12 protein-coding genes are annotated in these 14,869 nt (G+C 60.7%); 3 read left to right on the top strand and 9 right to left on the bottom strand.

All coding sequences use genetic code 11. The annotated features are described in order from the left end of the window. Positions 1-206 precede the first annotated feature (206 nt). Positions 207-2,195, top strand: coding sequence for a pilus assembly protein TadG-related protein (locus tag L8H52_RS20115; protein ID WP_242208430.1), 1,989 nt, complete (start codon positions 207-209; stop codon positions 2,193-2,195). Here L8H52_RS20115 and L8H52_RS20110 read toward each other — a convergent pair. Both L8H52_RS20110 and L8H52_RS20105 read right to left on the bottom strand, forming a co-directional pair. Further along, positions 2,192-4,957, bottom strand: a complete 2,766-nt coding sequence (locus L8H52_RS20110) for a PAS domain-containing protein (RefSeq protein WP_242208429.1) — start codon at positions 4,955-4,957, stop codon at positions 2,192-2,194. The genes L8H52_RS20115 and L8H52_RS20110 overlap by 4 nt on opposite strands. Continuing rightward, positions 4,954-5,397, bottom strand: coding sequence for a TadE/TadG family type IV pilus assembly protein (locus L8H52_RS20105; protein ID WP_242208428.1), 444 nt, complete (start codon positions 5,395-5,397; stop codon positions 4,954-4,956). The genes L8H52_RS20110 and L8H52_RS20105 overlap by 4 nt, the downstream gene beginning before the upstream one ends. A 75-nt stretch (positions 5,398-5,472) precedes the next feature. Between L8H52_RS20105 and L8H52_RS20100 the strand changes: the two genes are divergently transcribed. Together L8H52_RS20100 and L8H52_RS20095 are read left to right on the top strand one after the other, a co-directional pair. Beyond that, positions 5,473-5,943, top strand: a complete 471-nt coding sequence (locus L8H52_RS20100) for a prepilin peptidase (protein WP_242208427.1) — start codon at positions 5,473-5,475, stop codon at positions 5,941-5,943. A 126-nt stretch (positions 5,944-6,069) separates the two neighbouring features. Continuing rightward, on the top strand, positions 6,070-6,858 hold the full coding sequence (locus L8H52_RS20095) for a response regulator transcription factor (protein ID WP_242208426.1): 789 nt from the start codon (positions 6,070-6,072) through the stop codon (positions 6,856-6,858). A 1,518-nt stretch (positions 6,859-8,376) separates the two neighbouring features. On the opposite strand, the gene L8H52_RS20090 is transcribed toward L8H52_RS20095, so the two are convergent. From L8H52_RS20090 to L8H52_RS20060, 7 genes are read right to left on the bottom strand one after another with little or no spacing between them, the layout of a single operon-like run. After that, complete coding sequence (locus L8H52_RS20090) at positions 8,377-8,649, bottom strand: DUF3613 domain-containing protein (RefSeq protein WP_150730310.1); 273 nt, start codon at positions 8,647-8,649, stop codon at positions 8,377-8,379. A gap of 10 nt (positions 8,650-8,659) precedes the next feature. Next, on the bottom strand, positions 8,660-9,382 hold the full coding sequence (locus tag L8H52_RS20085; protein ID WP_242208425.1) for a tetratricopeptide repeat protein: 723 nt from the start codon (positions 9,380-9,382) through the stop codon (positions 8,660-8,662). A gap of 22 nt (positions 9,383-9,404) precedes the next feature. Further along, complete coding sequence (locus L8H52_RS20080; protein WP_242208424.1) at positions 9,405-10,289, bottom strand: type II secretion system F family protein; 885 nt, start codon at positions 10,287-10,289, stop codon at positions 9,405-9,407. A gap of 1 nt (position 10,290) precedes the next feature. Continuing rightward, positions 10,291-11,175, bottom strand: coding sequence for a type II secretion system F family protein (locus tag L8H52_RS20075; RefSeq protein ID WP_242208423.1), 885 nt, complete (start codon positions 11,173-11,175; stop codon positions 10,291-10,293). Positions 11,176-11,192: 17 nt separating this feature from the next. Then, on the bottom strand, positions 11,193-12,461 hold the full coding sequence (locus L8H52_RS20070) for a CpaF family protein (protein WP_242208422.1): 1,269 nt from the start codon (positions 12,459-12,461) through the stop codon (positions 11,193-11,195). Further along, positions 12,458-13,648 (bottom strand): pilus assembly protein, encoded by a 1,191-nt coding sequence (locus tag L8H52_RS20065; RefSeq protein WP_242208421.1) that lies wholly within the window; start codon positions 13,646-13,648, stop codon positions 12,458-12,460. The genes L8H52_RS20070 and L8H52_RS20065 overlap by 4 nt, the downstream gene beginning before the upstream one ends. Next, positions 13,645-14,862: a type II and III secretion system protein family protein gene (locus tag L8H52_RS20060; protein WP_194935546.1), complete on the bottom strand. Its 1,218-nt coding sequence runs from the start codon at positions 14,860-14,862 to the stop codon at positions 13,645-13,647. Before L8H52_RS20060 ends, L8H52_RS20065 begins: the two co-directional genes overlap by 4 nt. Positions 14,863-14,869 lie beyond the last annotated feature (7 nt).

Genomic DNA, 14,869 nt, shown 5'->3' with positions numbered 1-14,869 from the left:
CCATTTTTTGTTCCACCATAAATTCTAATGTGGGAGCGAGCCTGCTCGCGAAAGCAGGGTGTCATTCAACTATTATTTATCTGACACGACGCTTTCGCGAGCAGGCTCGCTCCCACAGGGATGTTTGTCTGTTCGAAATGGCGCGTTGCCATTAGGCGCGTCTACACTCAGTTGCACCAATGGAGCTAGCGGCAAAGGAGTGCGCCATGTCGCCTCGTTCGCGATTCAACGGCCCGGCCCGCCAGCGCGGGGCGATCGGCTTGATGGCGGCGGCCACCCTCAGTCTGGCGGTGGTGATGCTGCTGTTAGTGGTCGACACCGGCCGCTTATACATGGAACAGCGCAAGTTGCAGCGGGTGGTGGACAACGCCGCCCTCGAAGCCGTCAGTCGTGGCGGTAATTGCCTGCCGGGCCTGAGCGCTGCCAGTTACGCCGGGCAGAGCGCCGTGCGCAATGGCTACATTGTCGATGCTGGCAATACCCTTGCTACCACGTGCGGCACCTTGGTCACGCCCGCCTCCGGCGTGCGCACGTTCGCAGTGGATGCCACGCAAGCGGCAGCGGTGAAAGTCGTCGCCAGTCGCACCGTGACCACCAGTTTCGCTGGCGGCGTGCAGGCCTTGTTCAGCGGCACACCGGTCAGTCTCAACACCACGCTCAATGCCTCGGCGGTGGCTGCCAAACCGCAGCCGACGGTGGCCCAACTGAATATTCGCAGCACCCTGGCCAGCATCGATACGGCGCAGTCGAACATCCTCAATCCGCTGTTTTCCGGACTGCTCGGCGGCAACGTCAATCTCACGGCACTGGGCTGGGATGGCCTGCTGAACACGGACATCAACCTGCTCAAATACCTTGATCAACTGGCGATCAATCTCAACGTCGCGGCGGGCAACTACACGCAGTTGCTCAATACCCAAGCGACCGTGACGCAACTGATTCAGGCGGCGGCGACGGTGGTGCAGCTCAATGGGGCGACTGCGCAGGTGATCACTGCGCTGGGCCAATTGCAGGTCGCGGCAATCAACGCGGCGCCGGTCAAACTGGGCGACATCCTGCAATTGCAGACTGGCACCACGGCAGCAGGACTGGACGCCAATCTGCAACTGCTGCAGCTGATTCAGGGCGTGGTGCAACTGGCCAACAGCAAGAGTGCGGTGGCGGCAACGTTGCCGATCAGTGTGCTCGGGCTGGCGAATGTCACGGTGCGGGTGAAAGTGATCGAGCCGCCGCAGTTTTCCGCGATTGGCGATCCGGCGCGTGCCAAGGCGAATCCGTTGGGGCCGGATCGGATTTATGTCCGAACCGCGCAGATTCGTACGATGTTGTCGGTGAACTTGCCGGTGCTGTCCGGGGTGACCGGGCTGGCCAATGCGGTTGTCGGGCTGGTCGGGACATTGACCTCTACGGTCAATGATCTGCTGCATCTGAATCTGGTGGCGGTACTGAGTTCGGTTATCTGCATCGGCTGCCAGCAGTTGGATCCTCTGCTCCTGCCGTCGCCGAGAATCGACATCAGTCTGGATGCCGGCGGCGCTAAAAGTTATCTCACCGATTACAGCTGCCCGACGGACACGACCGGCACCAAGAGCCTGACCGCACACACCGTCACCTCGATTGCCGATCTCAAACTCGGCAATATCGACGCCACCAATGCGTTTTCATCCGCTGCCGAGCCGACGGTCGCGCCGCTGGCGCTGATCGATTTGGGGATTGCCACGTGCTACAGGGTCGCCGGGCTCGGCAGTTGCGATCCGCACTCTCATATTACCTATGGCGCTGGTGGCATCGCGATCATGCTCGACACGTCGGTCGCGCAAAGCTCCCAGGACCTGCTGTTTTCCAGCGGTACGCCGTTCGCCACGCCGGCCAACCTCAAATTGCCACCGAGTATCCAGTCGGCGGCTCCGACCAATAATATCGTCGGCAGCCTCAGCAACACGCTGGCGGGGATCAATCTGATTGTTTACCAACCGCAGAGCGGCAACCCGTTTGGCGCCATTGTCACGGGCGTTGCTTCGTTGATCAGCGATGTCACCAGTAAATTGCTACCGGTGGTGACCAGCCTGGTCAGCCCCTTGCTCGACCCGCTGCTGAACAACCTGCTCAAAGGTTTGGGTATCAACCTGATGGACGTCGACGTTGGCGCCAACATGACCTGCGGCCAGACCGGCAAGGCCTATCTGGTGATCTAGGCGGCCACGGCAACCGGCAACTCGATGCAGAACCGCGCGCCCTCCGCCGAATTGCGCACGCTCAACTGGCCGCCCATGTTGTCGATGATGCCGTAGCTCACCGACAACCCCAGCCCGGTGCCGACGCCGATCGGTTTGGTGGTGAAGAACGGCTCGAAGATCCGCTCCAGCAGACGCGGATCGATACCGCCGCCGTTGTCCTCGACCCATAGCCGCACGCTCTGTTCATCGCGCTCGGCATAAATCGAGATCCACGGTTTGAAGGATGAATCCTTCTCGCGCTTGCTCAACAAGGCGTCGCGCGCGTTGACCATCAGGTTGATCAGCACTTGTTCAAGCTGATCGACATAGCCGCGCACCTGAACCTCGAACCCGGTCTCGCTGATGCGCAAATCCACGCCTTTGCCACGCATGCCCTCGGCCAGCAGCGACAGAGTGCCCTCAATGGCCGAGGCCGGATTGAACAGTTGCTGCTCGATCTCCGAACGCCGGCCAAACACGCGCATGTGATCAACCACTTTCGCGGCGCGCTGCACCTGCGCGTCGATGCGATTGAGCTTGTCGGTCAGGTAATCGATCTGTACATCGCCGTTGCTCAGGCGCTTGAGCACATTGACGATGGCCATGCGCATCACGTTCAGTGGTTGATTGATTTCGTGGGCCAGGCCGGTGGCCATTTCACCGAGGGTGGCCATTTTCGCGCTTTGCGTGAGCTGTTGCTGCGAGCGGCGCACCTCGGTGTTGTCGCGGCCCACCGCTTGCACTTCGATCAATTGGCCCTGCTCATCGAACACGCCGCGATCGGACCACACCCACCAGGCGTGCTCGCGGCCGGGCAGTTGCAGGCTGATTTCGGCGGTGCTCACCGGTTGCTCTGCGGTCAGCGAAGCGAGGCGCTGGACGAAGGCGGCACGTTGTTCGTCGGACATCCAACTGCCCAGATCGACCCCCGGCAACTCTTCCGGCGTGCATTCCAGATAGGTCGCCAACGGCCGGTTGCCGAAAGTCAGCGTCAGGTCCGGGCGGTAGCGACAGATCATCGCCGGCGAATCCTCCACCAGAATCCGGTAGCGTTCTTCACTCTTTTTCACCTGTTCGGCCGCCAAGGTCGCTTCGGTGACGTCCAGCCACAACCCGACCGCCTCCACCGGCAGGCCGAGGTCATTGCGCAGCAGTTTGGCTTCATCAAGCAGCCAGTGATATTCGCCGCGTCGGTCGCGCAGTCGATAACGCGTGCGCACTGAACCTTCACGCAGCAATTGGCGGCTGCGGGCGAAATACAGGTCGCGGTCTTCAGGGTGGATCATCTCGATCAACGCGCCGTCGCCACAATCATCAAGGCTCCAGCCCAGCAAGGGTTGCAGACTGGCACTGAAGAACGCCGGAATCAGCGCGCCTTCGTGGTAGTGCTGGACGTAAATCACCGCCGGCGAACTGGCGATCAGGTTGTCGAGCCGTGCATGCGCCGCAGCGGCGCGTTGTTGCTGGTTCTGGATGTCGCTGATATCGAGCATGAAACCGACCCGCCGACGGTGCTCGCCGTGGCCAATCACTTGGCCCTGCACGCGATACCACGTGGGCGCCTGCTCGTTATCACCACCGCGCAGGCGCACCGATAATGTCAGGGCTTCACCGTGTTGCTGCAAGGCCTGCAGACGGCTGCGCAACTCGTCGCGGTCGGCGGGATGGATCTGTGCCAGCCAGTCTTCCAGCGGTAATCCGCCAGGATTCAGGTTCAGGGTCAGGTTCAGGGCCGCCGCCAGCGCGGGGGCCAGTTGAATGTTGTCGTCGCCTGCCAAAATCTCCCACCAGCCGGTGCCAAGCAGGGTTTGCAGCGCTTCGATGCGTTCCAGTTGCAGGTGATGTTGCTGTTCGCGCAGGCGCCCGAGCAACGGCCCGGCCAGCGCGGCGAGCAGCGCTATCCAGTCGCGCTCGGTCAGGTAGGGCGCGGCGCTGTCCACGGGATAAAAGCCGCAGAGCAGCCAGGCCACCACGCCGCGTTCATCGCTATACGGCACGGCGAAACCTTCGGCATTGCCAAACAGAGCCTGCACCCGTGAGTGTTCGTCGAGACCATGGTGCGCGCCGACACGCTGTGGCGCGGCGCCGTTGAGGCTGTCCAGCGGCGTGCCGAGACGTTGCTCGTCATGCCACAAGGTTGGCGCATCGTGGGCGCGATACTGGCGATAAATCTGCCAGCCCTGTGCCTCATCATCGAGCAAGGCCAGTGCCAGACAAGGGATGTGCCAGCGCTGGGCAATCACCTGCAGTTGTTCGCTGACGATCACCGGCAATCGCAGCTGGCTGCACGCGCGCAGCTGTTCGCTGATCTGCCCGGCCATCAATTGGCAGGCGTCACGGTGGCGCGATTGCTGGCGTTCGATTAGCAGGTCGGCGATGTCGATCAACTGCATCAACCAGCCTTCGCCCTGCGGCTGGACCCAGCCACGCAAGTGCAAGGGCTGCTCGCCCAAGCCCGAAAAGTCGAGATCGAGCAGTAGCCCTTGCCACTCCCTCGGCCGACCTTCGATGGTCAATGTGCTGTGGGGCAACAGATAAGCGCTCAGTGGCAAGGGCTGATGGTGGGGGTTGTGCTGCGCCAGCAGATGACGTAACGGGCCAGCGATGTGCAGCACGCCAGCGTCGTCGTTCAGGTACAGGTGCAAGCCTGTTGCGGGTGAGCCGAGTGGGTCGGGCAACTCGTGGGCGGCGGGCGGTGTGCGTTTGAGCAAGCGCCCGAAGAGCTTGTCCCCCGACGTCAAAATTGCAGACTCGAGGTGGCGGTCAGGTAGGGCGGCAGATTGGGCACTGTGCCGATGCCCGGCAGCACCAGAAACGGCATGACCTGATTGAGTTTGCTGACCGGATAATTCACTTGCACCGTCAGCAGGCCCGAAGCGCTGTATTGGACGCTGGTATCAACGCCGATCACCAGGTTGAAGATCGGCCGGATCCACGACAATTGCTGGGTCAGGGTGGCGTTAGCGGTGTTGATCACCACCGTTGAATAATTAGGTGTGTTGGGGTCGACCGCGACGCTGCGGCGCACCGCTTCGGACGTGGCCTGATTGAACGATTGCATCATCACCAACGGCAGGCTGTAGCTGACCAGACCGTAGAACACGGCGAAAAAGACGATGAACACCAAGGCGAACTCGATCGCCACCGCACCTTTTTGCGACTTCCGAAAGCCGGTTTTCATGAGTGCGTCTACCCTGACTGTCACTGCGTAGTATCAGCATAGAATCATTCAGCAAAAACGGACGGTTTTTACCGGATGCACAGTTTTGTCCTCCTGATCTGGCTGGTGTTGTGCGCGGCGCAAGACGCCCGCCAGCGCCGCATTGCCAATGCACTGACCCTCGGCGTTGGCGCGCTGGCGCTGATCTGGCTGTTGTCGACCGGCAGCACCTGGCTGGGCGCGGAAGCGGCGCAGGGTGGTTGGGCTTGCGTGATTGCGCTGGCACTGACCCTGCCGGGTTTTTTCATGGGCCGCATGGGCGCCGGCGATGTGAAATTAATGACAGCTCTGGGGCTTGCGACGGACGGTCTGTTCATTCTTGGCGTATTTATTGGCGCAGGATTCGCCAGCGTGGTCTGGATGCTGCTGGCGCCAAGAGTCTGGCTTCATATGAGTCAAGGGCTTAGAGATCGTCTGCGATATCTAGGGCCAACTATGTCAAAAAAGCTGCCATTTGCTCCGTTTGTGCTGGTTGGGACGCTGTTGGTTCTACTTTGGATCCATTAGTCGCCAAGCGCCACTAGTCCTATGTACATAGTCGGAAAGTACGTCTACTTTCAAAGGAACTGGTTATACAGCCAAAGGCTGGCAGTACAGGAATGGTCAGCTTTGGCCTGGGACATGGAGTAGCACGTGAACAAGCTTACGTCTGCGGTAAAAGTCCTCGTGGTCGACGATCAGCCGTTGATTGTGGAGGAACTGTGCGAGTTTCTTGAAAGTAACGGGTATCGCTGTGTGCCGTGTGAGTCGAGTCTGCAGGCGATTGAGCGTTTCAGTGAGGACGCGGAAATCGGTCTGGTGCTGAGTGATCTGCACATGCCGGACATGGATGGCATTCAGTTGATTCAGGCATTGCAGCGGCTGGCGGGCAAGCATCGGGCGTTCGAGGCAATCATGCTCACCGGGCGAGCCGACAAGCAGGACGTGATCAAGGCGTTGCGTGCGGGGATTGCTGATTACTATCAGAAGCCGATCAATATGGATGAGTTGCTTGAAGGGGTGCAGCGTCAGGAGATGGCGCTGCAGGAGCGGCAGAAGAATCTGCAATTGGGGCATTTGAATCAGAAGTTGCAGTATTTGTCTGAGTCGATTGATGACCTGTATCAGGATCTGGACAAGGTTCGGCGCAATCCTTCGACGGCGGCTCGCGATGTGGCGGGGGGTGAGTCTGCCGAGGCTGAGGCGCAGGAGATGCCGGCGATTTTCAGTCAGTTGTCGCCGCGGCAGCTGGATGTGGCGCGGTTGGTGGGCAAGGGACAGACCAATTATCAGATTGCCTGTGAGTTGGGGATTACCGAGAACACGGTGAAGCTTTATGTTTCGCAGGTGTTGCGGTTGACGCATATGCATAATCGGACGCAGTTGGCTTTGGCTTTGTCGCCTAGTGCTTCTGCTTTGCGGCAGCGGGTTACGGCGCATTGACTTGGCGGCCTTTGGGCCGACCATGCTCTTGGGGTTTTGGGTGAATATCCGTTGCTGCGGGTGTTGCCGCTGGCGGTTTCGCCCTTACGGCGAGGCACTTTTTCCAGACGCCGAAAAAGTACCCAAAAAGGCTTGCCGCAACGTTCGGCCCACTCGCTGAGGCTCGGGGTTCCTTCGCTCCGGGATCGATCCGGGGGGCATCGCCTACGGTTTGCTTCGCTGCACCTCCTCTCGATGTGTTCGACTTCGTCGAACGGTCGCTGCGCTCCCACCCCCGAATCAATCCCTCCACTCAGCCTGCCGACGCGGCCGGTGAATCAAGATCAAAAGCTGCAGCCGAGCTAACGCTCATCCTGTTGAGTGGTTAGGAGCGGGGGAGGGGCTTTTGATCTGTTTCAGAGTCTGAATTCGACTCGGTATTTCATGTCGGCGTAGCTCTCCCAGACAACGCGGTCAGTTCCTTCTCCCCCCGGGAGAGGGCTAGGGTGAGGGTTGGCTTTTGGCTGTTTAAATTTGTGGCAGATAACCGGAACCTTCCCACACTGTTTTCAGGTTGTCCGTCGGACGCGCGCTCTCTAGTCTCTGGCTGTCGCTGAACACTCAGCGATCGGGTGTGAGAACCCGGCAATTTATGGTCATCCAGTCCTTGTGCACGCATAATCGCCGCCAGCTTGTCTGCTGTCTGCAATGTGTCATGGCGGCTGTGTGCGGGCAGACTTCGGTCTGGCCGGGTGTCCATAACCGGTATTCTCACCCCGCATACAGTTGCCACCTTTTGCCCCGTGAGGGCCGATTTGTGTGTTTTTCAAAGCCTGAGTTCGACTCGATATTTCACGTCGGCGTAGCTCTCCCAGACAACGCGGTCAGTCCCCTCTCCCTCCGGGAGAGGGCTAGGGTGAGGGTTGGCTTTTGGCTGTTTAAATTTGTGCCAGATAACCGGAACCTTCCCACGCGGTTTTCAGGTTGTCCGTCGGACGTGCGCTCTCTAGTCTTTGGCTGTCGCTGCCAATTCAGCGACCGGGTGTGGAAACCTGAATTTCAAGTAGATGCGTTGCATCGCTACCGCAATCATTGTCGGCGTCTTCTTTCGTCTGCAAACTGTGTCGCGGCGGCTGTGCGCGGGCAGGCTTCGGTCTGGCCGGTTGCCTACTTATCGGTTTTCCACCCTGCGTACAGCTGCCACCTTTTGTCGTGTGGAAACGACAAAGGTTGGCTCCTCAGCCAAGTAGGAGTTGTTATGGACAAACTGATCTCTGGCCTTAGCCAACACACTGGCCGGTAACTTAGCCGATCAACTCGGCCGGCCTGAGCGCCATACCGCGCTGGCGATTCAGCAGATCATCATGCTGGCCGAACTGGCGGTGAACCGGGCCTTGGATCGGGTGGATCCGCAGACCTGATCCGGCCGAAACACCGCGTCATCGTTCATCGCCAGCAGGCTGGCTTCCACAGGTGAAATGCATTTCAAAAGGTGGGAGCGAGCCTGCTCGCGAAAGCGCTCGCAAGGTCACCAAATCACTAATTCTTGGTCTCGATCTTCCCACCCGCATCCGGATCATAAAAATCCGGAATTTCATATTTGTACTTCTTCAACCAGCGCTGCATCGCCAGATCCCGTTCAGTCGCGGTCGCTGTTTGTGGTTTGGGCGATGCGGCTTTGTTGCGGCTTTGCAGGACCAGCCAGCCTTCGGTTTCCTGTTGTTGCGCCGAGGCGGGGCCGGCGTCGATGGCGGCGGCGCTGAGGGGCAGGCTGAGCAGGGTCAGGTAGCACAGGCCTTTGAAGGGATGCATGGCTGTCTCCTTATTTGAGCGATGACGGCAACGGGTCGGCGACGGCGGCCACTTGGTTGCTGGTGGCCGGTTTGGCCTTGACCGGGGCTTTGAGTTTTTCTGCGCGTTCCTGGGCTTCGGTGAATTGTTGCGGGGTCAGTTTGGCGCGGCTGACGATTTCGGCGGCTTGTGGCCAGTCGTTCTGGTACAGCAGTAGGGTGACCATGTTTATCGTTGCCAGTTGGTTGTTCTGCTTGAGTTCGATGGCGGTGAGGAACTCGAAACGGGCGTCGTTCAGGCGCAGTTGGTTGAGGTAGACCACGCCGAGGTCGTTGCGGATTTTTTCGTCGGTGGGGGCCAGGCGGGCGGCGCGTTGCAGGTGGGCCTGGGCCTGGCCGTTGTCGCCGCGAGCAGCGTAGAGCTGGCCGAGGCCGTGTTCGGCTTCGGCGGTCAGGCAGCCGCCGAGCAGGCCACGGTACAGCGGCTCGGCTTCGCTGCGGCCGAGCAGACGATAGACCTTGGCCTTGCGCAGGCGCACTTCGCTGATGTTGTCCGGGAGGCTTTGCAGGTTGGCCAGGCTGGCGTGCAGTTTGCCGTCGTTGGCCAGATCGTCCGCGAGGTTCAGGGCCAGTTCCTGCTCCTGGGTCATTTTGCTGCAACTGCTCGGTGCCAGCAGTGCCGTCCAAGGTGCCTGGCCGTCGGTGGCGCAACCGCCGAGCAGCAACAGACTTGCCATGACTATCAGTACTTTCATCAAACGCTCTCCATGAGCAAGGTCAGTTGGCGAACGCCCGGGCAATCGCGGTGAAGCCCGGGCCAGCGAGGACGATCAGCAGTGCCGGAAACAGAAACAGCATCATCACCACCGACATCTTCGCCGACATTTTCGAGATGTATTCCTGCAAGCGCGTCAGGCGACGGTCATCCAGCAATTGCTTGAGCGCCAGCAGCGATTTCATCGCGCCGCCGCCCTGTTGAATCAGTTGTTGCAGGATCACGCAGGTGTCGCTGAACTCGTCGACGGCGAGCATCACCGCGGCTTTGTTCAACTCCTGGCCGAGTTCGAGGCCTGAGTCGACACGGGTCAGGATCAGGCGCAGTTCGCTGGTCAGTTCCGGCAGCAGTTTTTGCGCTTCGATGCTGAGCACGCGCAGCGCTTGTTCGACGGCCATGCCGGATTCGAAGAGGATGCGCAGCAGCGGAATGAAGGTTGATACCTCTACGGCGATGGTTTTCTGCCGTCGTGTAGCGGCAAAAGCCAACAAACGTTTGGGCAGCAGATAACCGCCACCGGTGGCGAGCATCGGCACCAGCCAGCGGTGTTCCGCCTGAGGGAAGAAAACTTCCTGCAGAAAAATCGCCAAACCCAACGTCAGCAGCGGCGTGCCGATCTGGCAGGCGGCGTACAGCGCCCGTTCGTTGGCGCGGCGCCAGCCGAGGCGGTTGAGCAGGGTCTGGGTTTCGCTGTCGATGCTCACCGAGCGCTGGCCGAATTTGCTGCTGCCCAGTGCGCGCAACCAGCTGCCGAAGCGGTTCGCGCGCACCAGATGCCCTTGTAAACGCTGATTGACCTGACGCACCCGACGCCGTTCGGTGAGCAAGTGATTGACCACCAGCAGCAAGGCGCCGAGCAGCAACATGAGAGCGGCGAGGTAGACCATGTCAGACGCTCCGCAACATGCGCCACAGCGCCAGGCTGCCGAACACTTGCAACACGGCGGCGCTGATCAGCATGTGCTGCCCGCTCGCGTCGTTCCACATCCCGAGCATGTAGCCGGGGTTGGTAAGCATGAAGTAACTGACCAGCAGCAGCGGCAACGAACCGAGTACCCACGCGGTCATGCGTGTTTCACCGGTCAGCGCGCGCAGTTGCCGCGCGCCCTGGTCGCGTTCGCGGATCAGTTTGATCAGGTTTTCCAGCAGCTCGCTGGCGTTGCCGCCGTAGCGGTGGTTGACCTTGAGGCCGAGGGCGAACATGCGCAGTTCGTCCTGTTCATACAGCTCGGCGAAATCGCTGACGGCGTCAGGCAAGTTCACGCCCAGTTGCACGTTGCGCTGGACCCGGCCCATGGCTTTTTTCAACGGATCTTCGCTGGCTTCAATGCCGCCCATGACCGCGTCGCTCAGGGTGCGCCCGGACTTCAGGCTGCGCACGGTGTGATCAAGCAATTGCGGCAGTTGCTCGATCATGCGTTTGATCCGGCGCTGGTACAGGAAGGCGATATACAGCCGCAACACCAGTGGCGGTACAACGACCATCAGCAGCAGGCCGACCCAGTCGGCGAGAAAATAACCCAGCGCCATCGCCAGCGCCCACAGGCTGAGCCACAGACCGAAACGTTCGGTCGGGCGGCCCAGTCCGGCACGCAGGAACATGCGTTCAAGTCCGACCCACACAGGTTTTTCAGGCGCCAGTTGCGGTTGTCCGGCGGCGAGTCGGTTGAGGACTTTTTCCGTGGCAGTCTTGCGCAGCCCCTGCAGGAACAGACGAATCGACAGCCCCAGCAGCAACAGGCAGATAACGATGAGAATGATCGGTCCCAGCATGCTCGCAGCTCCTTGCGTCAGCCCAGATGCGCCTCGTGGCGCAGCTTGTCGCCGGCCGGGTTGATCGCTTCGCGCAAGAAGCCGAAACCGGTGCGGCGGTCAAGGCGGAACAGGGTGTTGGTGACGTAGACGTCTTCGCGAATACCGACCACTTCCACCACCTCACTGACGCAGCGGCGCCCGTCAGGCATGCGCGTCAACTGAATGATCACGTCGAGGGCAGCGCAGATCATCTGGCGCAGGGTGCGTTCGGCGATGGAGCGGCCCGTCAGGCCGACCAGTGTCTCCAGGCGCAGCAGGGCATCCTGGGCGTTGTTGGCGTGCACGGTGCTCATCGAACCGTCGTGACCGGTGTTCATCGCCGTGAGTACGTCGACCACTTCGACACCGCGAATCTCGCCGAGAATGATCCGGTCGGGGCGCATCCGCAAAGCGTTGCGAATCAGGTCGCTGGCCTTCACTTCACCGTGGCCTTCGGCATTCGGTGGGCGGGTTTCCAGGCGCACGACGTGAGGGTGGCCGAGTTGCAATTCGGCGACGTCTTCGATGGTCACCAGACGTTCGTGCGGGTTGATCAACTGGCTGAGAATATTCAGCAGTGTGGTCTTGCCGGTGCCGGTGCCGCCGCTGATGAGGATGTTGCAGCGCTTGCCGACGGCATCCTGGAAAAACTCGAAGATCGACAGGTCGATGGTTTGCATGGCCATCAGGTCGCTGCTTTTGAGCATGTCCTTGCGGAATTTACGGATCGACAGGCACGGGCCGTCGAGGGCAATCGGCGGAATGATCGCATTGACCCGGCTGCCATCCGGCAGGCGTGCATCGACCATCGGCGAGGACTCGTCGAGGCGCCGACCGAGTGGCGCGAGGATGCGTTGCATCACGCGTTCGACATGATGCGCATCGATAAATCGCAGGTCACTCTGGTGCAGCACACCGTCGCGTTCGATGAATACGCGGTGCGGGCCGTTGACCAGAATCTCGGTCACCGACTGATCGCGCAGCAACACTTCCAGCGGGCCGAAACCGGTGAGCTCGTCGACGATCTCTTCGGCCAGCCGTTCCATTTCGTAGCGGGAAATCGCCAAGTGCAAACGGGCGATGTATTCGGCGACTTTGTCGGTGACGAATTGCGCGAGTTGCTGGCGTGAACCTTCCAGCAGGTTTTTCCCGGATTCTTCGAGGGCGTCGATGATGTAGCGATGCAGGACCAGTTTCAGGCCTTCGTGATCGCTGTTGCCGACGCCACTGCGGGGCGCCGCGCCGAAGAGTTTTTCTGCGCTCATGAGGTGCCTCGCAAGCGGTCGAACCAGGTGACTTTAGGCTTGGCCAGACCTTCGGAACGTTTCGCCAGACGCTCGCCGAGGGCGCGCAGGCTCTGGGTGAGTTTTTCGCGCGGGGCCAGTTCGAACAGGCTGACGCCCTGGTTTTTGGCGTTGAGGCGTACTTCCGGGGTGAGGGCCAGTGTGGCGATCACTTCCAGATTGAAGGTCTTGCCGAGGGTTTCCGAGTTGGGCGCGACGTTGCTCAGGTAGCGGTCGATCAGCAGGCGCCCATGGTCGAGTTTCATGCCTTTTTCCCGCCACAGATTGAGCACTGCGAGGTTGCGTCGGCAATTGAGCACGTTCTGGTCGGTGTACCAGAGCAACTTGTCGCAGTGGCTGACAAAGGTGCGCAAGGCTTCACTGTCGGTCTGCCCGGTGAGGTTCACCACGATGTGCTGAAAATGCTGGCGCAAGGCGCTGAGCAACATGTACAGCTCGGCGGCGCTGGTGCTCTCCAGCGGCTCATCGTTGCTGGCATAAGCGAGAATGCGCAGGCCGGCTTCGGCGCTGGTGAAGGCGCTGTCGATCAGCGTGGCGTCGAGTCTGCGCAAGTGGCGCAAGGCATCGCCGAAGTGGAACGAACTCTCCAGGCCGAGCAGGGCAAGGCTGTCGCCGCGCGGCAAACCGAGATCTAGCAGCAAGGTTTGCTGACCGCTCTTTTGCACCACCAAGGCCATGTGATTGGCCAGCAGTGCGCCGTCGGAACTGCTCTGCACGCCATACATGACCGTGAGGCCACCCAGTTGCGTATTCGGTGCCACGGGTGGCAGGCGTTTGCTCAAGCGCCGCACCAGCCCGGCGACTTCACTGGAGCGCGAACCGTAGGCGACAAAATCGCGCGCACCGGCGCGCATGGCATTGAGCACCAGTTGATTGTCCATGCCGTCGCCGAGGGCGACGATCGCCAGCATCGGTTTGGCCTCCAGTGCGCCTTCGATCAATGCGCTCTGGGCGACCACGTGTTCGCGATCAAGGCCGACGAACACCAGGTTGGCAAAGGTCACGTCCACCAGCGCCAGCAGCTCATCGAGGCTGCCGCCACCGGCGCTGACCACCTGACCGAGAGGCGCGAGCGCGCCTTGCAACCACTCCAGATCGGTGCTGTTGCGGGTGATGGCGAGAAAGGTCTGGCTCAGGCTCTGGCTCATTGGGATAACCCGCTGCGCTTGTCGAAATTGCCGTTTTCCAGGAAGAACATGCGGTAGAAATTCGGGTCGTAATTACGCAGTTTCTCGCCGGGCAACGACGGCAGTTGGGCATCGGCGGCCAGTGGCTGGACCAGATGCGGGGTGACGATCATCAGCAGTTCGCGCTCTTCGCGTTTGATCTGCGAGCCTTTGAAAAAGGCGCCGAGCACCGGGATATCGCCGAGGCCGGGAAACTTGTTCACCTGCGAGCTGTTGGTGGTGCTGATCAAACCACTGATGACGAAGCTTTCGCCGTCGCCCAGCGACACGCTGGTGTCGGTGCGGCGGATGGTCAGGGCCGGCACGGTGGTGCCGGCGATTTGTACGGCATTGCTGAAGTCGAGTTCGCTGACTTCCGGGGCGACCTTCAACGCGATGCGATCGCGGCCGATGATGGTCGGCGTCAGGGTCAGGCGGATGCCGAATTCCTTGTATTCGATCGAGACGCTGTCGCTGCCGGAACTGGGCACCGGAATCGGTATTTCACCGCCGGCCAGAAAGCTTGCGCTCTGACCGTTCAGCGCGACCAGACTCGGCCGCGCGAGGGTGTAGGCGAAGCCGCTGGTTTCCAGAGCGTTGATGATCGCCATGGTCTTGCCGCCGATCCACGAGAAGTTGAACAGCGAGTTGTCCACCGGCAGGCGTGGCTGCGGCACCCCGTCAATCGGCGGCAGGGTACCGGGCGAACCGAAAAGGAAATTGCCACGCGTACCGATCAGTGAGGCGGTGGCTTCCTTGAGTTTGGTGCGGCTGACTTCGACGAAACGGATATCGGTCTGCACCTGGGACGGCAGGTTCGGGTCATCTGAGGGCAGGGTGCCGGTCATGGCGGCAGTGGCGGCGCCCTGAACAAAGACCATGCTCTGGCGCGGCTCGCTCGAACACGAGGTCCAGACCATCAGGCTGGTGGCGCCGGGCGCAACACCGGTGAGCAAAAACGACGAGCTGCCGTTGGCGTGTACGTCGGCGATTTTCGGGTCGCCAATGGCCAGACGAGTGATCGCCACTGGCGATTGCACGTCCTGCTGAAAGCCTTCGCCGATTTCGATCACTGGCGGCATGCGCCCGAGTGCCGAGCAATTGCCGACCGCCGCCAACGCGGCGTCCATCGACAGTCCCATCAGTAACAGGGCGCACAACATGGGTTTGAATGTCGGCCTGAAACGACTCTGCATGCCCTTG

Source organism: Pseudomonas sp. CROZ-RG-20F-R04-15, assembly GCF_022662375.1.
GTDB lineage: Bacteria > Pseudomonadota > Gammaproteobacteria > Pseudomonadales > Pseudomonadaceae > Aquipseudomonas.
This window is presented reverse-complemented; position numbering and strand designations above follow the sequence as displayed.